Source organism: Longimicrobium sp. (genome assembly GCF_036399255.1).
Taxonomy (GTDB): Bacteria; Gemmatimonadota; Gemmatimonadetes; order Longimicrobiales; family Longimicrobiaceae; genus Longimicrobium.
Window position 1 is genome coordinate 1 of sequence record NZ_DASWNM010000136.1, and the last position, 21,296, is coordinate 21,296.

Annotated in this window: 19 protein-coding genes and 5 pseudogenes; 7 read left to right on the top strand and 17 right to left on the bottom strand. The window is 63.5% G+C overall.

All coding sequences use genetic code 11. The features are described from left to right. Window positions 1-100: 100 nt before the first annotated feature. Entirely contained in the window at window positions 101-652 is a 552-nt protein-coding gene (locus VGC13_RS25065) for an endonuclease NucS domain-containing protein (RefSeq protein WP_331128054.1), read from the bottom strand. 35 nt (window positions 653-687) lie between these two features. Continuing rightward, window positions 688-939 (bottom strand): annotated as a pseudogene (locus VGC13_RS25070) (hypothetical protein); the annotation flags it as partial. A gap of 117 nt (window positions 940-1,056) precedes the next feature. Between VGC13_RS25070 and VGC13_RS25075 the strand changes: the two are divergent. Further along, window positions 1,057-2,016, top strand: coding sequence for a hypothetical protein (locus tag VGC13_RS25075; protein WP_331128056.1), 960 nt, complete (start codon window positions 1,057-1,059; stop codon window positions 2,014-2,016). A 132-nt stretch (window positions 2,017-2,148) separates the two neighbouring features. Here VGC13_RS25075 and VGC13_RS25080 read toward each other — a convergent pair. Further along, a pseudogene (locus VGC13_RS25080) lies at window positions 2,149-2,604 on the bottom strand (excinuclease ABC subunit A); the annotation flags it as partial. 662 nt (window positions 2,605-3,266) lie between these two features. Continuing rightward, window positions 3,267-3,518, bottom strand: coding sequence for a hypothetical protein (locus VGC13_RS25085; RefSeq protein ID WP_331128058.1), 252 nt, complete (start codon window positions 3,516-3,518; stop codon window positions 3,267-3,269). Between the two features lie 200 nt (window positions 3,519-3,718). Between VGC13_RS25085 and VGC13_RS25090 the strand changes: the two genes are divergently transcribed. The 4 genes from VGC13_RS25090 (at window position 3,719) to VGC13_RS25105 (ending at window position 7,912) form a co-directional block, all read left to right on the top strand. Further along, a complete protein-coding gene (locus VGC13_RS25090) occupies window positions 3,719-3,925 on the top strand; it encodes a hypothetical protein (protein ID WP_331128059.1) in 207 nt (68 codons plus the stop codon). 113 nt (window positions 3,926-4,038) lie between these two features. Further along, on the top strand, window positions 4,039-5,793 hold the full coding sequence (locus VGC13_RS25095) for a hypothetical protein (protein WP_331128060.1): 1,755 nt from the start codon (window positions 4,039-4,041) through the stop codon (window positions 5,791-5,793). A gap of 138 nt (window positions 5,794-5,931) precedes the next feature. Beyond that, window positions 5,932-6,696 carry a hypothetical protein gene (locus VGC13_RS25100; protein WP_331128061.1) on the top strand — a complete coding sequence of 255 codons (765 nt, stop codon included), beginning with the start codon at window positions 5,932-5,934 and terminating at the stop codon, window positions 6,694-6,696. Window positions 6,697-6,724: 28 nt separating this feature from the next. Next, entirely contained in the window at window positions 6,725-7,912 is a 1,188-nt protein-coding gene (locus tag VGC13_RS25105) for a hypothetical protein (RefSeq protein ID WP_331128062.1), read from the top strand. A gap of 73 nt (window positions 7,913-7,985) precedes the next feature. Here VGC13_RS25105 and VGC13_RS25110 read toward each other — a convergent pair. The 7 genes and pseudogenes from VGC13_RS25110 to VGC13_RS25140 form a co-directional block, all read right to left on the bottom strand. Beyond that, a pseudogene (locus VGC13_RS25110) lies at window positions 7,986-8,594 on the bottom strand (excinuclease ABC subunit A); the annotation flags it as partial. 94 nt (window positions 8,595-8,688) lie between these two features. After that, window positions 8,689-9,288, bottom strand: a complete 600-nt coding sequence (locus VGC13_RS25115; protein ID WP_331128064.1) for a hypothetical protein — start codon at window positions 9,286-9,288, stop codon at window positions 8,689-8,691. A gap of 665 nt (window positions 9,289-9,953) precedes the next feature. Beyond that, window positions 9,954-11,012, bottom strand: a complete 1,059-nt coding sequence (locus VGC13_RS25120) for a caspase family protein (protein WP_331128065.1) — start codon at window positions 11,010-11,012, stop codon at window positions 9,954-9,956. A 71-nt stretch (window positions 11,013-11,083) separates the two neighbouring features. Beyond that, window positions 11,084-12,301 carry an alpha/beta fold hydrolase gene (locus tag VGC13_RS25125; RefSeq protein WP_331128066.1) on the bottom strand — a complete coding sequence of 406 codons (1,218 nt, stop codon included), beginning with the start codon at window positions 12,299-12,301 and terminating at the stop codon, window positions 11,084-11,086. 185 nt (window positions 12,302-12,486) lie between these two features. Then, a pseudogene (locus VGC13_RS25130) lies at window positions 12,487-12,903 on the bottom strand (excinuclease ABC subunit A); the annotation flags it as partial. Between the two features lie 266 nt (window positions 12,904-13,169). Then, the gene (locus VGC13_RS25135; protein ID WP_331128068.1) at window positions 13,170-13,319 is read right to left on the bottom strand and encodes a hypothetical protein; all 150 of its coding nucleotides are present in this window, start codon (window positions 13,317-13,319) and stop codon (window positions 13,170-13,172) included. Window positions 13,320-13,467: 148 nt separating this feature from the next. Then, window positions 13,468-13,680 (bottom strand): annotated as a pseudogene (locus VGC13_RS25140) (hypothetical protein); the annotation flags it as partial. Between the two features lie 300 nt (window positions 13,681-13,980). Between VGC13_RS25140 and VGC13_RS25145 the strand changes: the two are divergent. Continuing rightward, window positions 13,981-14,520: a hypothetical protein gene (locus tag VGC13_RS25145; RefSeq protein ID WP_331128070.1), complete on the top strand. Its 540-nt coding sequence runs from the start codon at window positions 13,981-13,983 to the stop codon at window positions 14,518-14,520. A gap of 328 nt (window positions 14,521-14,848) precedes the next feature. Here VGC13_RS25145 and VGC13_RS25150 read toward each other — a convergent pair whose 3' ends face one another. The 5 genes from VGC13_RS25150 to VGC13_RS33725 all read right to left on the bottom strand — a co-directional run bounded on the left by VGC13_RS25150 (window position 14,849) and on the right by VGC13_RS33725 (window position 19,158). Beyond that, complete coding sequence (locus tag VGC13_RS25150) at window positions 14,849-16,324, bottom strand: protein adenylyltransferase SelO (RefSeq protein ID WP_331128071.1); 1,476 nt, start codon at window positions 16,322-16,324, stop codon at window positions 14,849-14,851. Window positions 16,325-16,458: 134 nt separating this feature from the next. Then, window positions 16,459-17,667, bottom strand: a complete 1,209-nt coding sequence (locus VGC13_RS25155) for a serine hydrolase domain-containing protein (RefSeq protein ID WP_331128072.1) — start codon at window positions 17,665-17,667, stop codon at window positions 16,459-16,461. A 131-nt stretch (window positions 17,668-17,798) separates the two neighbouring features. Next, window positions 17,799-17,984: a hypothetical protein gene (locus tag VGC13_RS25160; protein WP_331128073.1), complete on the bottom strand. Its 186-nt coding sequence runs from the start codon at window positions 17,982-17,984 to the stop codon at window positions 17,799-17,801. 93 nt (window positions 17,985-18,077) lie between these two features. Beyond that, a complete protein-coding gene (locus VGC13_RS25165; RefSeq protein ID WP_331128074.1) occupies window positions 18,078-18,815 on the bottom strand; it encodes a hypothetical protein in 738 nt (245 codons plus the stop codon). 64 nt (window positions 18,816-18,879) lie between these two features. Further along, window positions 18,880-19,158 carry a helix-turn-helix domain-containing protein gene (locus VGC13_RS33725; protein ID WP_414683016.1) on the bottom strand — a complete coding sequence of 93 codons (279 nt, stop codon included), beginning with the start codon at window positions 19,156-19,158 and terminating at the stop codon, window positions 18,880-18,882. A 129-nt stretch (window positions 19,159-19,287) separates the two neighbouring features. Between VGC13_RS33725 and VGC13_RS25170 the strand changes: the two genes are divergently transcribed. Continuing rightward, window positions 19,288-19,494 (top strand): hypothetical protein, encoded by a 207-nt coding sequence (locus tag VGC13_RS25170; protein WP_331128075.1) that lies wholly within the window; start codon window positions 19,288-19,290, stop codon window positions 19,492-19,494. A gap of 14 nt (window positions 19,495-19,508) precedes the next feature. Here VGC13_RS25170 and VGC13_RS25175 read toward each other — a convergent pair whose 3' ends face one another. Then, entirely contained in the window at window positions 19,509-20,696 is a 1,188-nt protein-coding gene (locus VGC13_RS25175; protein ID WP_331128076.1) for a type IV secretory system conjugative DNA transfer family protein, read from the bottom strand. Between the last annotated feature and the right edge of the window lie 600 nt (window positions 20,697-21,296).

A 21,296-nucleotide genomic window follows, 5' to 3' on the forward strand; every position in this document is an offset into this window, starting at 1 on the left:
CAGGAGCGGACAGGTCTTCCGGGCGGGCGGCGCTACGTTCGGCGCTCGCCGGCGATGGCCATCGGGTTGAGCGACCACGTCTGGTCGTGGACCGAATTCCTCACCCTGTCGGTCTATCACTGAACAATGGGGCTGCTACCACCGTTCCCATATAAGCGAGAATCTGCGCGACTGCCTCCGGGGTCGCCATCCCCGCTTTGAGTTCGATTACTACGATCTTACCAGTGCTATCCACTGCCGTAATATCGATCCTACCAGCTTCTGTTACGCGTTCTCTGCCGTCATCAACGATTGTCAGCCCTGGTTCCAACTGACCGATGTTCGCCCGCAGAGCCGATTGGAGATCGCGTTCAAGCCCGAACGTAATCTCTTCCACCTCAACGGCGTCATCGTCATCTGGAGCTTCTGGTAGGACTTCAGAGGTGAAGGTTGTATCTCCCTGGTCGTTTGGCTTAACGACCAGCACCTGATCAGAGCGGATTTCCAACCGCCAACCCTGCTTCTTGAGTGCGGCACGCAGCGCATGCGAAGTATTGGAATCCGGGTGCAATCCTGCGGGCAGGTATTCTGGGTGATCGCGCAGCCACTGCTTCATCGGATACAGTTCAACGCCACCATCAGCTTTCTGGATCACTACGCTATGTGCGGCCATCAGAATCACCCTGATGTGGAGTAGAATTGGGGAGAAGGCTGTGCCCACTCTTGAATGAAGCCCGGCGCGTACGGCGCCACTGATCCCAGGTAGCGCCGCTGCGCCTCGGCGTACAGCGTGCCGAACGCCAGCGACGACTTGCCCGACCCCGACACGCCCGTGAACACCACCAGCGCGTCGCGCGGGATGCCGACGTCCGCGTTCTTGAGGTTGTGCTCCCGCGCCCCCCGCACCCGCACGTACTCATGTGTGCCGCCCGCTACGTCCGCCGGCTTTCCTGCCTTCATCCGCCCCCGCCACCCGTGGTGTAGTGATGATGTAGATGGAGCAGCCCGGGAGATAGCGCTGAATCAGCGCGCCGACCTCTGCTCCGCAGTCCGCCGCGCGGCGCCAGAGTCGTGCCGATGGGAGATGCCGGACGAACGGGACTGAAGTGTGCAGCGCCGGGATCGCGGGCCGTCCGCGTCTCCTCATCATCCCGTATCTGTCCATCCATGCCGCACGTGAAGCGCGGAAAGGTATCGCTCGCCGTCTGCGCCGCCACGATCTTCGCGGCCACCTGCAGCGCTCCCGACCCACCATCGCCGCCGGCAACCGATCGCGCCCCCGCGCGGGCCGAGCTCGCCGCCGCGGCGCCCCCTCCACCCCGGAAACGCACCGATCCTGCGGCCGATCCGCGGCTGCACGCCAGGCAGGGCGGAGCGCTGTGCGAGCGCACGGATGTGCGCGACCAGAGGCCGTTCCGCGACTCCGTTCGTACCTTTGCCAGGGAAGACCTGTCCGTCGATCCCACCTTCCTGTGCCGCCTGCGGGCAGGGCGCCCCCGTATCCGCTTGACGGCGCTGGGCGATTCGGCCGGTTGGCTGGACTCCGTGCTCGTCCATTCACCCGCTTCGTCCCGGGAGCCGCGCCAGGTGCTGCACCTGGAGGACAGCGAGCCGCATCCGCTGGGTTCCGACTTTCTTCAGGGGGTGGACCTGAACCGGGATGGCTGGATGAACGTGAAGGTGACGATGTTCCGGGGCGTCACCGGGAACCTGGTCGTGGACGTGTTCATGTTCGATCCGGCGCGCGACCGCTTCGTGAGAGACACGGTGCTGAGTGGCGAAAGCCACGTAGATCTCCTGGACGGCCGCGCGTGCGTGTACACAGGATGGGTATTCGGCCACGCGGGGATGCTGCACCGCTACGCGGAGTACTGCTGGGTGAAAGGCCGGTGGGTGGTGTCGTGGTCGGAGAGTCAGGTGGATACCGTCCTCATCCCTGGCAACGAGCGCGTGTACTTTCGCACGACTACGCGTCGCCGTGTCGATGGCAGCTACACGTCGCGGCTCGACACCGTGAAGATGGATCCGGGCTTTTGAGCGGTTTGCAGGGCAGTCTGTAGTCGCCTGCCGGGCGCAAACCGTGGAAATTCGCGAGATCGACGCGGCCTACCGACTGCAAACCAGATCGCAAACCGCTCTAGCGCCTGGAGCGGGGTGAGGCATCCTTCGGGTGTTGGACGAGAATGCCTCGGCGTAGATGATGGGCTGGCCGGGCGGATAGTCGCCCGCGCGCGAGTACAGCATCCGCAGCAGGTTGCTGAGCGTGGTGACGCTGCCGACGGACGAGCGCGTGGTGGGCGTGCCCCGCTGCTGCTGCAGGGCGACGGCGGGCGGGATGCCGTCGACCTCGTCGACGTCGGGGATGCCCATCTGGTGGAACAGGCGCCGCGCGTACGGCGCCACCGACTCCAGGTAGCGCCGCTGCGCCTCGGCGTACAGCGTGCCGAACGCGAGCGACGACTTGCCCGACCCCGATACGCCCGTGAACACCACCAGCGCGTCGCGGGGGATGTCGACGTCCACGTTCTTGAGGTTGTGCTCCCGCGCCCCCCGCACCCGCACGAACTCGTGCTGCCGCGGATGATCCGCCCCGTTCCCCGCCCCGCCGCTCTTGCCTGCCTTCATCCGCCCCGCTCGCCCGTGGTGTGTTTGGTATAAGAGATGATTAAGCCTCAACAATCAACTCTGTCGGGGCGTGGTTTCTCGCAGGCTCTTCAGATCAATGATGCGACGGGCTGTGGCTGAGTCCACGTCATCTTTCCAATAGAAAATCGCGCGAACCTCGACCAGCGCCTCACGAGGAAGCACCACGGGTACAGAGTGCCGGAAGCTGCAACCCGGCTCCAATTCCCATCGATCCACGTCCTGCGCACTAGCACGTGAGCGTATGATTTCGGCTTCAAGGATGGGAGGTGCCTTCTGGTCAGCTCGCAGCACACCAGCTCCGGACGGGACTGTCGGCAAATTGCGAATGACCACTTTGCACCCCTTCTGACCTGTATGGATTACGACTTTGCCAATGTTCTCAAAAACAACAATGAGTAGCACTAGCTCGTGGTCTCCAAGCGACCGAAGAGGCATGTGCTCAATCGACAGTCGCAGATTCCAAGTGCCTTCGCGGCCGATAACGTACCTTCGGAGCGCCCATCCGCCGCCGACGAGCACGGCAGTTGATGTTAGCAAGCTTTGGATGATGCTTGCCAGCTTGTCCCAACCATCAAGTGTCGTTGGCCAATTCATTATGTTAAACCTCCGAGGACAGATGTATATCCAATCAGCTTACGAACTCAGTCAGACTGCCCCATCTGCTCCCGTAGGGCCAACAAGCGAACAGCTAAATGCTGCAGTTCGTTCGCGCGGCGCATCAGCCCGTTCGCGAGCTGTTCCACGCTCTCCGACTGCGGGGTGCGCGCGCCCACAACCCAAGCTTCGAGCGCGGCGCGGCTCAACTCCGCATCACGCGCGAGCAACGTGCGCGGAAGCTCACTCTCCTGGATCACTTCTCGGACGATCTTCTGGATTCGATCCGGGCTGACCACACGCGTCTCCTTCTGATGTGTAGAGCAGGATCGTTGACAGCTATCCGCCTACAGATTAGATATACAACGAAAGCCGAAGGGCAGCCGCTCACCCCGCCAAGAGTTCGCGACTGCCCTTAGAATCCACCCGCCGCGAGGCAGCTGGGATGTCTACACGATAGGCATCCTCCGCCGAAGGCGCAAGCAACGAGGAGGATGCGATGAAGATGGAAGGAGCCTCACCCGCGCGCCTGCTGGAGATGCTGTCGGACCGTTTTGGTGCTCTGGAAGCCGTCGCGTACTCCTCAATCAAGCTCTCCCGCTACGTCTCCGAGTGCGAGATGTCGATGGACCTGCTGGTTGCGGAGGCAGTGCTGGAGTTTGGGAGCGACCTGCGCGAGGCCTGCAAAGCGGCGGTGAGTGGGTGAAATGCGCTAGCGCCGAAAAAACATTGACAAGGGCCTGACTGCTGATCATCATGCATTTCTTGGCACCAACTTCATGCATTTATCCATCAACAGCAGCATTCGAGGGGGACACCATGATCCAGCCTAGCCGCAGCCTTACGAAGTATCTCTTCGTTCGCATGGGGTGGGCCTTTACCGTCACATCCGCAATCCTCTGCGGCGTCGGCCGTGCGGCAGCCCAAGAGTGGCCAACTCCCTACAACACCCCCAGCACCCTTGGATATCATCTAGAGGAGGCCTTCAGTAAAGTTCTAACTGATTGTGGTCTACCCGGAGCACTGTATCACAAGAAGGTGAAGGAGAAGAACCGCCGGAGTGGAATCCCCACGGCTGTCCGCAGTTATTTCCGTGAAGCGCTCCTCCAGCCAGTGGATCATCAGACCAATTACGGCGCCGCGCGGCTCCTTGCGTACGTCTTCGACAGCCCAACCGCCGCGTACGCATTTCAGATGACGGACCCGGCGCGCGCGGTTGGCACACCGCCGTCGCAGGACCCCATTACGATGTTCGTACCGGGTGCATCTAGCCTCACACACACGCAGAACTGCTCCTCAATATTGGCCGCAACGACCCAAGCCGAAGCGAAACTGACCGTGCCGGCAGCCCACTTCTCTACAGCGGGAGCCGCGATGGCGCAACGACAGAATAGAACTCTGCTGTCGGTCACCCAGGGGATTCTCCAATCCCCCGTGTACTACGGCTTGCAGGATCCGGCGGCGTCTCCTTCGGACAAGTTGCAGGCGCAGATTTTGGCTTGGCGCTGGTACCAAGCTCACGCTGATGAGGCGACACGCACCAACTACTACGTTGCGAGCTTCCGCGGCGGCACAATCTACAATGCCAGCAATGCCAGCAATGCGTATAGTGGGCAGTTCAACTTGAGGGCTGGTGCCGCAGCGCCTGGCATCGCGTCGGCGGAGGCTTCAATCCGCGCCGAGGCGGCACTTGATGCACAAACGGTTATAAACAATGTGGGTACGTTTCACTATCGAGACGCTATGGGCCGTCCCGACCTGACAATAGTGACGTTCCCCTCGCCTGCAACGATCGTTGGTGGAATCCGGATCGTGCCGCAGTTGACAATGAAATCAACGACGGTTTCGGAACTTGCGCCGCATGTGCATGTGGCCGAAGTCCCCGGTGTACCTGCGACCGCGTGCGACTTCAACCTTTGGACTGCACGGCGCGTAGATGCAGGCCAACTGGGCCTGCTAGAGCTTAAGAAGGCGACGCCAAGTACGACCACACAGGGGCAACCCGCCTGCCAGTTTGAGGTCGCCCTTACGCTAAATGCCCCGCCTCCACCCGCAGCTCAGATTTCGCTGCGCTACGACCTAGTGCTCGGCGACCCGGTCGGCGGCTCCACATTCGCCATTCGGGCAGCGGAGAACGCGATCTTAACTAGTGATGCCGGCCCTCAACTCAGCCATGTCGTGGGGACAACTACGCCGGCGACGGAGGCAGGTTCCTTGGTTTGGACCGTGAGGTATCAGCTTACCGATCCAGCCGGCCTAATCAACGTCGGCGTGCAGCCGCAATTCTTGAGTTGGCAACTCGTCTGCGGCGGTGCGCCGCAGACTCTCAACCGCACCGCCAGATGGACGGCTAACAAGGAGATCGAGATCCGTCTTGAGCAGCCGAACGCGGCCAGTTATGACCCTGCGTTGCCGATGCTTGACTGCACGATGTCCGGTCAGGTCCAGATGAGTCTGGTCAGTGCTCCCGGTACTCTCCGCCGCACTTTAGAACCCGCCCCAATCAAGCACCCGCAGATGCCCGCTGCCCCACCCCCCACTCCGGTAGCGGCAACCACAAACAACGGCATTTAGCGCTGGCGGTCGGCAGCCTATTCCGTCCCCGGCTCCAGGCACCTGCCTGGGGTTGGGCGACGGAGTTCCGTCCCACCCACCGCAGGGAACAAGATTTTTCCGGGTGGGGTTCGCTCCCGGCAAACACCTTTAAGGGGGGTGACGCTTATGTCTGGTAATAATCTGCTCGACGAAGACTTTGTGTCAGGTCTAATCCAGACCGGCTCAACACAGACTATGCAGGTTCTTACGGCAATCCAGAATGCCTCGGGGGCGCCGCTGTTCTCGTCTTCGGAGAAGGACACCTTTCTGATTTGGGACATGCGCCTAGTTCCGGGGCTGTATCGGTTCAGACGCATTCAAGTGGAGAGCCACCTTCTTAATTTTTTTGCTATCGGTACCATTCCCAACGCCCTTCAGCCCGTTCCCATTGCGCCGTCCAGCCGCTTCCGGCGACCCGGGCCAGGGGGAGGCGACCAGGGGATGCTCACTAATTTCAAAAATCACGACCCGAGTCCGTTCGAATTTCGCATCGAGCCCGGGATGATCATCCGCGTAGAGGCATGGTCATACCGTCTACCTGAACAAGCGAATCCGAACCAGCCTCCTCCAGGTGAACGGTGGGTCGTACTCGGTCCGAACGAAAATGCCTTCCCCAAGGACAAGCCGGAAAAGGCGGGCCCCGGAGGGAAACTCATCGCCCAACTCGTGACGAAGGATAAGCCACCAGTCCCGGCATTCCCGAATGCGGAGCGGCACGAGGGCTGGAGCCCCGCGACCTTGGACAACCTTGGTCCCTGGTGGCCCTGCTTCATCCGACGCGCCGTGCATCCGACCGAACCGCGGCTGGATTATGCCATGGAGGATGGAGTGGACGGCGATTTCAACGATCTTGTTGTGGAACTCACGCGCATCGGCGATTGACCACTCCCACCGACCGAGGCTACCGACGATGAGTTCGCCAATTATAGAGCAAGACTTCACGCAGGAGGCGCTTGATGCCCTCGCACGCACCGAACTCCACCTCGTGCAGCCTGGGCCACTCAGCGAGAACTTAAGTGCCTTTTTGGAGGACGGTCGCCTGATGGCGACCCAACTTGCCGCAGCTGGATTGGAGTTGCGGGCTCGGATGGTGTTTCACGATAAGTGGGTGCCTGTAACCCTGGTCTACCCTGCGCTCGCAAACATCAGCGAGGCTGATCTACCGGATAATGTCCGCGTGGTCCTGACGCCTGAGCAGCGGGCCGCGAGCCAGCGCGCGGCGGCGGAGTTCAGCCCCACTCCGGGCTACTCGCAGTACGCCGACACATGGCGCGAGTTCTCGACGCCGCTGCACATGGAGACTTGGAAGTTCGTGGGAGGCCGCCTTGCTTCGTTCGCGAAGGTGGGATTGGACGTGAACAAGCTCGCCAAAGAGGGTCCCATCACCTCCGTGCCTCGGAGCTTTGGGTTCGCCATGGTCTCGGGTGTCCTCGGGCTGACTAACTTGTCCCTGCAAGAGGCAGGTGTGCAGTCCGCGCTGGCCTATGCCGCAGTATCGTGTACAGCCTTGGTCGTGCGCTATGCTCAGGCAACTCCCGCCGCAGGCGGAATCGTGGCTAGCCTCGGTCCATGGGCGCTGATCCCGCTAACTGTCGGGGCGCTCTTCATAGACGGTGTGGTAGCTAAGGAGTGCATCGAGCAGCTGGGTAAGATCCCGAGCGAGATACAGCAGTTGCTTGAACGCGAGTCCCGCATTCGACAGGCGGCGGAGACGTTGGGCCGCCTTGGTGGCGCGTCCCACTACGACCGGCCGGACGACGTGCATCTCCGCTTATACCGAGCCCCACCCAAGGTGGAGGATGGGAAGGCTGCGCCGGACGAGAAGGAGATCGTGGTACTTGATGGTATGGAGATCACGCCCTCGCCGGACGTGGACCATGAAGTGAGGCGGAAGGATGGAGGAAACGGCCATGGTAAGTTCGAGAATCCCGAGCAACGTCCCGATAACGGTTCCGTGTGCCGTTATGCCTTCGACGGTTCCGTCCGTGACCAGAATGGAAATCTCTGTCCCTGCGAAGCAAAATCAGAGCGGCTGACTCAGAGCGAACGTGAGCAGGACGACATTCAGATTGACATAGATCTCAACGTCCCCAAGTAGAATTCGGGGTTCCTCCAATCCCACCGCCCTGCCCGTCCGCGTACGGCTGGAACGAGCGCGGCCACGCGCAACCGACTGGGATGTCGCGCTGGTTCTGCCCGCCCCACGCCTGCGGCCACGCGGCGACGGCGCGCTCGCGGATGGTGAGGGACGGGTCGGGCACCATCGACTGCTCGGTGACCGTGTAGATGCGGCCATGCCCGTGGCACTGGGGGCAGGCGCCCTCGGGAGTGTTGGGACTGAACGCCTCGGCGTAGATGATGGGCTGGCCGGGCGGATAGTCGCCCGCTCGCGAGTACAGCATCCGCAGCAGGTTGCTGAGCGTGGTGACGCTGCCGACGGACGAGCGCGTGGTGGGCGTGCCGCGCTGCTGCTGCAGGGCCACGGCGGGCGGAATGCCGTCGATCTCGTCGACGTCGGGGATCCCCATCTGGTGGAACAGGCGCCGCGCGTACGGCGCCACCGATTCCAGGTAGCGCCGCTGCGCCTCGGCGTACAGCGTGCCGAACGCGAGCGACGACTTCCCCGAGCCCGACACACCGGTGAACACCACCAGCGCGTCGCGGGGGATGTCGACGTCCACGTTCTTCAGGTTGTGCTCCCGCGCCCCCCGCACCCGCACGAACTCGTGCTGCGGCGCGTCCGCCTCATCCGGCGTCTCGCCGCTGTTTCCTGCCGTCATCAACTCGGACAGCGGGTTAACTGCGATTCTTGCGCGCCTTGAAGATGATTTCGTATACGGCGTCCGCCCCCGCGCCTCTGCCATCACGCGCGCCTCAACTCCCTACGAACCGCACGTCCACCCGCAGGCCATGATGCCCCGTCCGGCCTCCCGCGTCCGTCTCGTCAAGTGCGATTGTCGTTGTCAGGGGCGCGCTCCAAATTACGTCGCCAGCCTCTGCGGAAATGCGTTCGCGTTCACCCGCCGCGGCTTCACCCATCATCTGCAGGCCGTCTAGCAGCAATCGAAGCCCGTCGGTGTAGACGGGGAGGCCGCGCGCGGCCGCGCGCAGGAGGTACTCGCGCGCCTCTCTGGCACGATCCGGGTGCGTCTGCAGCAGTTGCCAAGCCCAGAGGACGCAGCCGTCTGGGAGGAACTCGAAACGGTCGGCGATCTCACGGGTCCACTCCCTGAGACGGTCGAAGCGACGCAGGCGCAGGAGGAGGTATGCGCCGACGGTCCCCGAGTAGGGATCGCTGTCATCGGTGAGAACCATGCTCTCGGCCTCATCAATCCACTCCTCCATCGCCTGCGCTGAGTACATGTCCCCACGCTGGATGTAGCACAGGATCGCGTCCGCGGCCGGCGAACTCCCCCTCAGGCGAAGGTCGAGCAGCCCAGGGGCGTTTCGCACAGGTTTGTAGTCAAGCTTCACCTGCAGAAGGGTGCTCGGGAGACGGGCCCGCAACCGGAACGCCCCCGAGCGGTACTCGAGTTGCCCCGGTGGGTCAGCAGGGCGCCCGTGAAGGGTCCACACCTGACCGTGTCGCCCGCGGGATCGCCCGACCACTTGGGTGTCGGAGGGCCCATCGAGCCGCACCGCGCCGTTGTCGCCCAAGGCGAGCGGCTCTCCGCGCTGCACGGGCTCAGGGCGGGGCGCCCGCGCTGGCGCAGCTTCCTTCCGCGAAGACCCAAGCGTGATTTTGACTGTCGGCCGCGGCTTGGCTGACGCGTCGCTCCCAGTGCCTTTGAGCATGGGACCCGGCCTCATTACTCCTTCATTGCCGGGGGTGGAGCCCGTCGCGACGGTGGAGCCATTGCCAGCGGAGGGTATCTCCGGCGCCACCAACTCGCCGCTGGCCGATAGTCGGCGAAGGCTCGCCCGCGAAACCGTGCGTGACATCGAGCCCGGTTCCTTCAGCGTCACGACCTCACCGGTGGGGAGGTGAATCCGCAGGAAGCTCTTTTCGGAGGGCACGTGCACCGTTTTCGACCGCCCGGAGGAGAGCATGGTGCGCGCGACCACCTGCAGGTCTGGGCTCACCACCTCAACCGCGGCTACTGGCATGTCGCGGGCAAAGGTGATCTTCAGAGGTCCGCTCATGGCACCGCCACTCCCTCGAAGATCGGCGGCATTAAGTCCTCCTCCGTCAGGTATGGCGATGAGAACCCGCCGTTCGGGAAGTGGACCTCAATCTTCCACCGCCCTGCCTCCAACTCCTCAAAGATCGGCTTGGGGCTGCCGAACGGCGAGTGTACCCGCGTTGCTCCCTTTTCCAAGACGATCTCAGCGGCGCGATTCGCTGTCTCGGAGGTGCAGCCGACGACCGCATAGACGCGTGGCGTGGCTGTGCGGTGGATATCGGCCATACCGCTAGGAGAAGGGTTGCAGTTGAGCTTGAGCTTGTGGCGACGACCGAGGCGCGCCATCACTTGACCGAGCGCGTTACCGAGCGAGTAGGTGTCGACGAACCACGCCGCACCGCGCCGCATGGCGCCGACGCCGTCCAAGCACGAGATCACCGCTTGCCCGAAATAAGACACGCCGTCGTCGGGCCCGAATGCCTGCTTGCCTTCCGTAGCCGCGTGGTAGACGGCTGAGCATTCGACGTTGTCGGTGATGTCGGAGTCTATCAGCCGGTGGCCGCGCGGCTCCTTCGTGAGCACGCCAAAGGGAATCTCGCGGCACGCGTCAACGAAGAAGAGTTGCGTTTGTGCCTTGCACGACCTCATCCCTACCCGCATCCCATCAAAGTCGATGCAGTTCTCCCAAGCGTCGAGGACGGCCGGGTTGCCGAAATCGGACGGGAGGAGAAACTGATTCACTTTTGACAGTCCGTGGCCGCAGAAGTAGAACAGCGCGATGTTTCCGGGGTTGCTGCCCGCCCGGCCAACCCACCGGTCGAACGCAGCTTTTACGTTCGCCATTGTCGCCCCTTCGGCCGGGGGGATCGGCGGCTTTCCCGGCGCGCCTTGCCGCGAGGATGAGATGAGGAGTTCAACCGATCCGAGCGGCACGTCGGGGTTGTGATAGCAACGCGCTAACCAGTCAGCGACGGCCGCCGCGGTGTACTGCGGCGTCGTTACCTGCGTGAGGGTCAACGGGTCCTTCGCTTGTGCTGCGGAGTCTCCGCCGATCAGGTGCGGGTAGTCCGCCACGCCAATAACCAGCGCGTGGAGGCGCGGCTCCCCTAGTACGAGGTCTAGCTCGGTGGCAGGAGCGTAAAGTGTCATGGCAGTTGGTTGATGCGCTCGCGGAGGCGCTCGTATAGTCGCTTCTGATCGAAGTAGGCGCCGTGTGCCTTTATTGTGTAGGTACGGGTGTCATACGCATAGTCAATGACGTTATCGAACACGGGCCGGCAGGCGTATGAGAAGATATCCACGGGGTCGAAGATATTGAGCCAACGCTTGATATTGGCGGGGCACGGAGCACGCGGCACGGCCGTTGATGGAATTGTCGGGTCGCTTGTCCGAAAACGCTTCATCTCCTCGAAATGCGAGATCTGCGAACCGACGCTCACGAACAGATCGACCTGAACGTCGGGACGGAAGTGGCTGAACAGGTCGAATGTGATCACCCCACCTAGACTGTGGCCGACGATTACTAGCGGCTCACCCGGCGCGGCGGCCCGCGCTGCGTCGAGTGAGGCGAGGATGCGTTGCGGGATGGGACCGGGGCTCTGACGGGTGCCGCGGTGGTCTAGGTACGCAAACACGTCGCCGAAGAAGCGGCCCAACGTGGCATTCAGCGGCCTACGCGCCCACGCCAGTGTCTGGGTTGAGGCGTAGTCCCCAACCCGGTCCACAACGGTGCCGACCGCTTTCTTTACTTCGCCCTTCAGTTTGGCGGCACCGGCGCCTATCCAGTTGCCAATTTTGGCGAAGGGGCTCCCGAGCGCGTCGAGACCGCCGCTTCCGCTCGCCTTCACGGATGCGATGAGCTGCCCAATGAACTGCTGATCGGTGGTTACCGAGGGCAACCAAACGGGGTAAGGGTGGGCCTCGGCGTACGACTGGGCCTCCGCAATGAACGCAGCTGTCACGTCGGCGTCTTGGGCCGCGGTCTCCAGCAGGAGCAGATCGGTGATTAGCGCGACCGCGTCGGGCAGCGACCGCTTCGCGAGGGTGGCGAGGGGCTGATCCTGCCCGGACGCCAAATCGCCCAGCCGGTCGTGGAGCATGGCCACGATAACGCGCATGTCCGGCTGTACGGAGCCGAGCGCTTGGTTCCCGTCCATAGGCGGAATGCCCGCCATATCCCAGGGGAACTGGGTGGCAAGGTCGCCCCAGTACGGGAATGTCGCGGTCGTCGAGCCCAGCGGCTTACCTCCGATCAACACGCCCGCGAGATGCTGGTCGAAGAAACGCTGAGTGAGCCCGATCCGGACATCGTAGCCCGGGTCTTCCTTCCGATTGTTGACGCCATGAACGAAGACCAGAGGCATGTATACCTACTCGGCTATTGTCCACAGGCCGCCCGACCGAGCGGTCTCGTACGGCGCGCCGGAGTCATCTCGTCCGGCGTCTTTCCACATAATAGACCTGTCAGTAGCCCCGTCAACCCTAGAACACGCGGCACCCGCGAGTTCAGGAGCACCCGCCGGAACCCGTCCAAGTCGGTAACCAACGACTCGGGTGAGAGCAGCGGCTGGCCGGGCGGATAGTACAGCATCCGCAGCAGGTTGCTGAGCGTGGTCACGCTGCCGACGGACGAGCGCGTGGTGGGCGTACCGCGCTGCTGCTGCAGGGCCACGGCGCCGTCGATCTCGTCGACGTCGGGGATGCCCATCTGGTGGAACAGCCGCCGCGCGTACGGCGCCACCGACTCCAGGTAGCGCCGTTGCGCCTCCGCGTACAACGTGCCGAACGCGAGCGACGACTTGCCCGACCCCGACACGCCCGTGAACACCACCCGCGCGTCGCGGGGGATGTCGACGTCCACGTTCTTGAGGTTGTGCTCCCGCGCCCCCCGCACCCGCACGAACTCGTGCTGGTGCGCGCCCTCCGCCGCGTCCGGCACCGTCCTGCCGCTCGTCCCCGCTTTCATCCTTCCCGCTCGCTAAGGTGTGTTCCTGAAATTGGGAATGGGATGATGAGGACCGGCGGATGGAGATGCAACCGCGCGTTGTCTCCAATCGGCGATGTGCGGTGTGCCACGGGAGATGCCTGATAGACCCTTGGCCCCCTCCCGGTCCTGGCAGCACCGCGCCGAAGGTAGAGCGGCTGCGGCGCGAGAGTTGGGCACCGATGGCTACAACGAATCGACGCACCGGTAGATCACCGATGCGTCGATGCAGGCTTGACTGGAACCGGTTATACAGTCCAGTCGCAGGCGCCTATGCAGGTATTGCAGTAGCCGGTCCGACCGGTCATCCTCTCCACCGGCCCGAGAACAGCAACCTGCTCCTGCGGCTCGAACGAGCTGACCTCCAGAGTGGTAATATTCAGCTTCTGCTTTTTCATCTTACGTCTCCAGGGCAGCGGTTTGATGGACGGAGCAGCGCCGAAAACAGGCTACTGCATCTCACTAGTTGTGTCTGCATAGGTTAGACACGCCCATAACATGACACCCCCGGCGCGATCACGCAACTTCCCCACACCCGCGACTTTCGTAGCGCCGCTGCGCATCGGCGTACAGCGTGCCGAACGCGAGCGACGACTTGCCCGATCCTGACACGCCGGTGAACACCACCAGCGCGTCGCGCGGGATGTCGAGGTCCACGTTCTTGAGGTTGTGCTCCCGCGCCCCCCGCACCCGCACGAACTCGTGCTGCCGCGCGGCCTCGGCCGCGTCCGCCGTCCTGCCGCTCTTCCCTGCCTTCATCTGCCCCGCCCGCCCGAAGTGCGTTCCCTGAATGGGGAGGATGATGAGGATCGGTGGATGGAGATGCCACCGCGCGCCGATCTCGGTTCCGCGCGCGGGGTGCGGCTGATGGGAAGCCCCGGCCCGTGCCGCGGACGCCGCCCTGCGCCGTGCGCATTGCCCTGCATGGCATTCGCCTGCCTGGTGCCGCATGTTCGGCCCCGCCCGTTTCTGCGACTACATATGGTTGCACGGTGGCTCGGGTTGTGCTCGGCGGGCCGACCCACACAGGGAGCAGGAACCCGGAACAGGAGGTACCCAATGCGCCTTTCTCTCGCTGTCGCCGCGCTCATGGCGGCAACGCTGGCCGGCTGCGACCGCGCCACCCCGCTGGAGCCGGCGGCGCTCACGGCGGCGCCCGCGTTCAACTCCGGATCCAAGCCGGTCATCACCCGCACGAACGTTCGGAGAGAGGTCGCATTCGAGTCGTGGAGCCCGTGCACGCTGGAGCCCATCGAGGTGACTGGCACGTTCCACATGACCGTGACCACCACCGTCACCGATGGCGAGGTCAGCTACAGGGCGCACCAGAACACGCAGGGGATGGGTGGGCGCGGCCTGTACAGCGGACGCCGGTACCGCTTCATCTCCATCAACCAGGAGAATGGAAGGCAGGAAACCTCGCCCGTATGGACGGAGAACGGATACGAGTTCCAGTCCGGCTTCGTTTGGAAGGTGGTGAGCCAGGGGCGCGCGGACAATTTCTACAGCACCCTCAAGTTCACCGTCGTCTACGACCCCGACAACCCCGAGCGCAGCGGGTTCACGTACAACAAGTTCGAGTCGGGATGCCGCGGGTGATGGAGTAACGGGCGACGCGGTTAGGGGAGCAGGGAGAATCCGCCTCTGCTCCCCCCGCGGTGTGCGATGCCCATCTGGTGGAACAGCCGGCCCGCCTACGGCGCCACCGACTCCAGCTAGCGCCTCGGCGTACAGCGTGGCGAACGCGGGCGACGACTTGCCCGACCCCGACACGCCGGTGAACACCACCAGCGCGTCGCGGGGGATGTCGACGTCCACGTCTTGAGGTGTGCTCCCGCACCCACCGCACGAACTCCGCCGACCGCGCGCCGTGTTGCCGCGGTTTGACGTCGTTGCCGCTGGTCAGCACTCGTCCTTGGGCATTCGGCTACGTGCCGCAGAAGGTCTGCAGCACCCGCTCCTGCGGCGCAGGCGGCTCCATGTACCGCGCGAAGTCCGGCTGGGAGTCGTACGGCCTGGCCAGCACCGTCAGCAGCTCCTCGAAGGGAGCGAAGTCGTCCCGGTCGACGGCCGCCCGGATCACTGCCTCTATGCGATGGTTGCGCGGGATGAAGGCGGGGTTCACCGCGAGCATGGCTTCGCGGTGCGCGGCGTCGTCGCCCGGCTCCTCGCGCAGCCGCTGCCGCCACCGCGGCGCCCACGCGTCGTACGCGGCGGGATCCGCGAAGAGGCTCCGCACGTCGGCGTCCCCCGCCTCATCCGCCGCCGCCTCGCTCAGCCCGCGGAAGGTGAGCGTGAAGTCTGCGCCGTTCGCCGCCATTGCCTGCAGCAGCTCTTCCGCGAGCGCGGCGTCGCCTTCGCGTTCGGTGGACAGGCCGAGCTTGCGCCGCAGGCCGCCCTGGTAGGCCCGTTCGAACGCCGGGCCGAATGCCTCCAGCGCCCGGACGGCATCCTCGGCCGCGGCGTCGGCGTCGTCCCCCAGGAGCGGGAGAAGGCACTCCGCCAGCCGCGTCAGGTTCCACTGGGCGATGGCCGGCTGGTTGGCGTAGGCGTAGCGTCCCTGGCGGTCGATGGCGCTGAACACCGCGGAGGCATCGTATTCGTCCAGAAAGGCGCACGGCCCGTAGTCGATGGTTTCGCCGGCGACGGACGTGTTGTCGGTGTTCATCACTCCATGGACGAAGCCGACCAGCAGCCACCGGGCGATGAGCTCGGCCTGCGCGCGGACCACGGCCTCGAGCAGCGCGCGGTGGGGGTGCTCGGCATCGGCCGCGTGCGGGTAGTGTCGGGCGATGACGTGGTCCGCGAGCGTGCGTACGCCCTCCACGTCGCCACGGCTGGCGAAGAACTGGAAGGTGCCCACCCGGATGTGGCTGGATGCGACCCGCGTCAGCACGGCGCCGGGAAGCATCGTCTCCCGGATCACCCGCTCCCCGGTGGTCACCGCGGCCAGTGCGCGGGTGGTGGGGATGCCCAGCGCCTGCATGGCCTCGCTGACCAGGTACTCGCGCAGCACGGGACCCAGCGCCGCCCGTCCGTCGCCGCGGCGCGAGTAGGGTGTGGGGCCGGCGCCCTTGAGCTGCACGTCGCGCCGGGTGCCGCCCCGGTCGATGACCTCGCCCAGCAGGATGGCGCGGCCGTCGCCCAGCTGCGGCACGAAGCTGCCGAACTGGTGCCCGGCGTATGCGGTGGCGATAGGCGTGGCGGTGTCGGGAACGCGGTTCCCCGCCAGGACGGCCACGCCTTCTTCGCTGGCGAGCCAGTCCGGGTCGATGCCCAGCTCTGTCGCGAGCGGCGCGTTCACCCGGATCAGCCGGGGTGCCGCGACCGGCGTGGGCGTGACGCGGGCGAAGAACCGGTCCGGGAGCCGCGCGTAGGCGCTGTCGAAAGCGGGTTGAGCCATGCGGAGAACGCTGCGTTTCGGGTGTCGGGCTCACACCGCTCGACTCCATCGGCGGTGCGAAACGTCCGAGCATCCCTCGCACAAGCCACGCCTAACGTGATGCACGAAGCGCGGTTCCGCTTCCTCGTCGTGAACTATTCCCGATTCCCTATTCCCTGTAGTGCCGAGTAGACCAGCTCCTGGAACGTCGCCTCCAGCGGAACGCGGCTTCCGGGGGAGAGCTGCGTCCAGACCATGGCGATCAGGTCGTTTTCCGGGTCCACCCAGAAGTACGTCCCCAGGTACCCCGACCAGCGGAAGATGCCGACGGGTCCCGGCCGCGTCGCCCCCGCGGTGTCGACCTTGACGGCCACCCCCAGCCCGAATCCGTACGTCGGGTCGCGCAGCGCGCCGCTCGGCACCGGGGTCAGCTCCGGCGGCAGGGTGTTGTGGGTCATGAGCGCGACGGTCTCCGGCCGCAGGATGCGCGTCCTGCCAAACTCGCCGCCGTCCAGGAGCATCTGCGTGAACCGCAGCATGTCGTCGGGCGTGGAAAGCAGGCCGCCGCTCCCCCAGAAGAAGCGCGCCTCCGGCTCGAACATCGCCATGAGCCCGTCGCCGCGGACGGGCTGCAGCGTGCCATCGGCTCCAGGCGTGTACACGGTCGCGAGGCGGTCCCGCATCTCCGGGCGGATGCGGAAGCCGGTGTCGCGCATGCCCAAGGGCCGAAAGAGCTGCTCGTCCAGGAAGCGGTCGAGCGTCTGCCCTGACGCGACCTCGATCACCCGTCCCGCGACGTCCAGCCCGGAGCCGTAGCTCCACTGCGTCCCCGGCGAGAACAGCAGGGGGATGCGTGCGAGGCTGTCGGTGAACTCCTCCAGCGTGCGGCCCGCATCGTACAGCCTCGCCCGGCTGAAGATGGTATCGACGGGCCCGGGCGTCAGCCCGTACGCCAGGCCGGAGGTGTGGTTCAGGAGCTGGCGGACGGTGATCGGCGAGTCGGGCGCCCGCAGGATCGGGGCATCCGCCGTTCCCCCGGCGAACACCTGTACGTTCGCGAACGACGGGATGTACTTCGACACCGGGTCGTCGAGCCCCACCCTGCCCTGGTCTACGAGGCGGAGCACCCCCACGGCGACCACCGGCTTGGTCATGGAGTAGATGCGGAAGATCGCGTCCCGGCGCAGGGGCCTGTCGCGCGCCACATCCATCTGGCCAAAGGTGCGCTCGTACCGGATGCGGCCGTGGCGGGCGATCACGGCGTAGATGCCGCTCACCTGACCCGAGTCGACGAACGCCTGGAGAGCGGGGTCGATGCGGTCGAGCGTCGCCTGCGAGAAACCAAGCGTTTCCGCGGGCGCCATGGGGAGCGCGGGCGTTCTGCTCGCGGCGCAGGAGGCGAGCGCGCCCATGCACGCGATCGCGACAGCCGTCCGCAGAAGCCGGTTAACGATGCCGCGGCGTGGATTGGGTTCTGGTGTCACTCGTCGTCCCCTCACGCGGATACCTTGAGCAACGACTTGCCCCACCCCGACACGCCGGTGAACACCACCAGCGCGTCGCGGGGGATGTCGACGTCCACGTTCTCCTGGTTGTGCTCCCGCGCTCCCGCACCCGCGCGAACAATACTGATGTGTGCCGTCCGTCGCGCCCTTGCCCCGCCGCTCTTCCCTGCCTTCATCCTCCCGCCCGCCCGTGGTGATTGGGATAATTAGACGCAGGCGATGGTGATGCATTGATGTTTATCTCTTCATCGCATCCTGTCACTGTCGCGTTACTGATCTCGCGGCGCAAACTTAGCATTACAGTGATCCGTTGAAATCCGCACGAGTTGCCGGACTGTCTCGATTGCCGCGCGGAAATAGGTCTCCCCTACACCTAAGAACAAATCGGAAGGAACGGAAACACCTACCTCCGAGAGTTTTCTCTCATAAACCACATTGCGCTTCCACGCATTATGAAGCCCCACGTCTCTCCGGGCTTTTAGCTCGACGTATTTAGGCCAGACGTCCTCTAGTTCCGCTCTCGTAAGGGACAGGATCTTTTCAACTGAGGTCCGAACATCCGCCGGACGTGCGTAAAACAAATCATGTATCTCCGCATCTGCGGCTTGGGCTATAATCTCATCGACGTTATCCGAACTAATAATGTCCTTCAGCCGAATGTCTCGGTCCTTGAGCTTGCCAGGAAACGCCAATAGCACAGCACGCAACAGTTGGGACAGAAAGACCTCTGCCTCAGCGACCAATGCGATGAATAGCTGGCTACGTAAGTATGGCTGCAGACGCCGATCAACATCTTTGACCGGGCTCCGAAGATCCAGCGCTTCGAAGTCGTCAGGGATAGATTCGGCGGCTTTTCTCATTCGGCCGAAGAACGAGTAGCTGTCGCCGTAAGCCGCTTCGTCAGTAGCACGCCCGATGAAGGTGTTGCATGCTTCAAGCGCCTCGCACTGACGAAGTGACTCTGCACGGAGACGTTGAATTTCGCCAGCTAGTTCATCGCGGGTCATCGCCGCAGCATACCGTGTTCAATTGTGAGTTGCACCGCTCGTTTGGCCGGAGCCACAGGTGCATCTATTCCCCAGCCGCGCGGCGGAGTTGCTTCGACAGTTCCCGCAGCTTGTCTGATCGGCTCTCCAGCCCCTCGGCCAGTTGGACGAGACTCTCCGTTCGCGGCGAGCGCGCGCCGATGATCCACGCATGCAACGCCGCGTAGCTCAGCCCCGCATCACGCGCGAGCTGAGCCTGCGATATCCCGCTCTCCTCAACTATGCGCCGGATCAGCGCTTGGAAATCCTCTTCTGGGCTGCTCAGGGTCCACTCCTTGATGTAACCAAAAAGTATTGACGAAATCTGTCAAGTAAATTAGGTTACACACAGACGCGAGTAGCGCCGTGCGAGCGCCCAAGTTAGGCGGAGGGGCAGCAGAGGCGCAACGACGCACGCAATGTGATTCACACGCCAACGAGTGGAGGAGAAGCCATGCGAGACACGAATGCTTCACCCGCGCGCCTGCTGGAGATGCTGTCGGACCGCTTCGGTGCGCTGGAAGCCGTCGCGTACTCCTCGATCAAGCTCTCCCGCTACGTCTCCGAATGCGAGATGTCGATGGACCTGCTGGTTGCGGAGGCCGTGCTGGAGTTCGGGAGCGACTTGCGCGAGGCGTGCAAAGCGGCAGTAAGTGGGTAGACCGTACGCGAGGTTTAGCGATCAAAGCGGAATACAAACGGGTTCTTTCCCGGAAGTCCGATAATGGTCGTGCCAACCGCGAGACGGGAGATGTCCCAATCCTCGATAACTTTCGACGGCCGGATCTCTTCAGAGATCTGGCCTTGTGTAACCTGCCCCATCTTTCTTTGTACCAGCTTCTTGAGTGCAAAGCCGTAGCGATTCTGGATGAACTCGCGAGACTTGCTGTCGTCAACGCGAAAGGAGATGAGCGTCGAGAGACCCGATAGCAGGCTCTCAGCCATCGCTTCACCGTAGGCATGGTGCACCTGCGGGATGTTCTGAAGGGCAATCAAAATCTTGAGCCCTTGGCTACGCCCGAAGTTAATGCCGTTGTCGATGTGCTGCAGGTTGGGAATCAGACGGAACTCGTCGATGAACACCCATACATTGCCGCGGGTCTTTTTCGCCATCGCTTCTTTGAGTGCTAGATCGATCAGGAGCCGATAGATGGGTGCAAGCACGCTTCCAAGCGTGACATCGTACTCGATGAAAATCGTGCGCCCGCCCTTTCTGCGGATGAGTTCGCGGATGGACATCCCGCCTTTTCTGCGAAAATCGCCCACAAAGATCTCACCCAGCAGCTGGTGCAGTTCCGCCACCACACCGTCTGCTTGGGCTGAGGCATCGGCGGACAGGTAGCTGCCCACGCGCTTGAGGTTGTGGGCCGCGAACCACTGCTGCAATTCTGGTCGTCCCTTTTCCTCAAAAAACTTGATCAGGGCTTCGTTGTGCAGGTCGTCTACGGACACTTCGAGCGAGCACGTGGTCAGAAAGGTTGCCAATACGTCTTTAGCCGCTTGTGGAAAAAACGGTTGAGATGTGCGTTGTATTTTGTCGGCGAAAAGCGTGTTTGCTATTTCAAGAGCACTCTCGCGCACGCTGCGCTCAGTCCGGTCAAGCGTGATCTCGGAAAAAATATTCCAGAAGTCACCCTCGTAGCCGAACGCCTCGGCATCGTTGCTCACCACGACGTCCCCGGGCCGATAGAACCGCTGGTGGAAGTCGCCCTTCGTATCGAAGACGATCATGATGTCGTCGTCCGTCAACTGCGCCTGCACCTGCCGCATGATCTTGGAGATCGCCTCCGTTTTTCCCGTCCCGACGTTACCCAAGATGAGCAGGTGATGGCTGAAGAGTGATGCGTCCAGCGGGAGGCTCATGGGCTGGGCAGGCGTCTGCCCGTCGCTCCCCGTGAGAACACAGACGGGGGTTCCCGTGGGTAACGGTGCTCGACTCCCATCAAAGGTCAATTCTACGCCTTCGACGTGGCGCAGGTGATCTTGAAAGCTATTCATAGATGATTATCGACTCCGCTCATGTGAGGTCGACTTCTCTTGCGACTCGGAACTCGTGCTAGAAGTCTCCTGTTGCGACGACGATTCCTGCTGTGCGGAGGCAGACGAACTCGTCTCCTGTCCAAGCCGAAGCTTTCCGTCGGAGCCCCGCTGCTGGTCCGCAGATGTGGCGTTCTGCGCTGAATTGCCAGCTTCCGCGGCCTTGGCTGGATCCGGGGCTTGGTCTATTCGAGGCCGACCGTCTGAGCCCGGCTGCTGGTTAGCAGACACGGCGGTCTGCGCTTCGTTTGAAGCGCCTTGCGCGGGCGCGGCTTGTTCCCTGGCCCGTTCGAGGCGAAGCCGACCGTCAGAACCGGCTTCCCGCCCCCCAGAGCGGGCAGGTTCAACCGAACGGCCCGCCGATTCCTGCGGGACAGGGCCATGTGGGGTGGAACCTTCGCGTTCAGGGGGGCGTGAGTCGCTCAC

Excerpts from the sequence above, each read along its gene's own strand:
- VGC13_RS25165 (WP_331128074.1), bottom strand. The coding sequence starts at position 18,815 with ATGACCCGCGATGAACTAGCTGGCGAAATTCAACGTCTCCGTGCAGAG.
- VGC13_RS25125 (WP_331128066.1), bottom strand. The coding sequence starts at position 12,301 with ATGCCTCTGGTCTTCGTTCATGGCGTCAACAATCGGAAGGAAGACCCG.
- VGC13_RS25065 (WP_331128054.1), bottom strand. The coding sequence starts at position 652 with ATGGCCGCACATAGCGTAGTGATCCAGAAAGCTGATGGTGGCGTTGAA.
- VGC13_RS25170 (WP_331128075.1), top strand. The coding sequence starts at position 19,288 with ATGCGAGACACGAATGCTTCACCCGCGCGCCTGCTGGAGATGCTGTCG.
- VGC13_RS25105 (WP_331128062.1), top strand. The coding sequence starts at position 6,725 with ATGAGTTCGCCAATTATAGAGCAAGACTTCACGCAGGAGGCGCTTGAT.
- VGC13_RS25155 (WP_331128072.1), bottom strand. The coding sequence starts at position 17,667 with ATGGCGCCCGCGGAAACGCTTGGTTTCTCGCAGGCGACGCTCGACCGC.
- VGC13_RS25160 (WP_331128073.1), bottom strand. The coding sequence starts at position 17,984 with ATGAAGGCAGGGAAGAGCGGCGGGGCAAGGGCGCGACGGACGGCACAC.
- VGC13_RS25095 (WP_331128060.1), top strand. The coding sequence starts at position 4,039 with ATGATCCAGCCTAGCCGCAGCCTTACGAAGTATCTCTTCGTTCGCATG.
- VGC13_RS25090 (WP_331128059.1), top strand. The coding sequence starts at position 3,719 with ATGAAGATGGAAGGAGCCTCACCCGCGCGCCTGCTGGAGATGCTGTCG.
- VGC13_RS25135 (WP_331128068.1), bottom strand. The coding sequence starts at position 13,319 with ATGAAAAAGCAGAAGCTGAATATTACCACTCTGGAGGTCAGCTCGTTC.
- VGC13_RS25175 (WP_331128076.1), bottom strand. The coding sequence starts at position 20,696 with ATGAGCCTCCCGCTGGACGCATCACTCTTCAGCCATCACCTGCTCATC.
- VGC13_RS25150 (WP_331128071.1), bottom strand. The coding sequence starts at position 16,324 with ATGGCTCAACCCGCTTTCGACAGCGCCTACGCGCGGCTCCCGGACCGG.
- VGC13_RS25075 (WP_331128056.1), top strand. The coding sequence starts at position 1,057 with ATGGGAGATGCCGGACGAACGGGACTGAAGTGTGCAGCGCCGGGATCG.
- VGC13_RS25145 (WP_331128070.1), top strand. The coding sequence starts at position 13,981 with ATGCGCCTTTCTCTCGCTGTCGCCGCGCTCATGGCGGCAACGCTGGCC.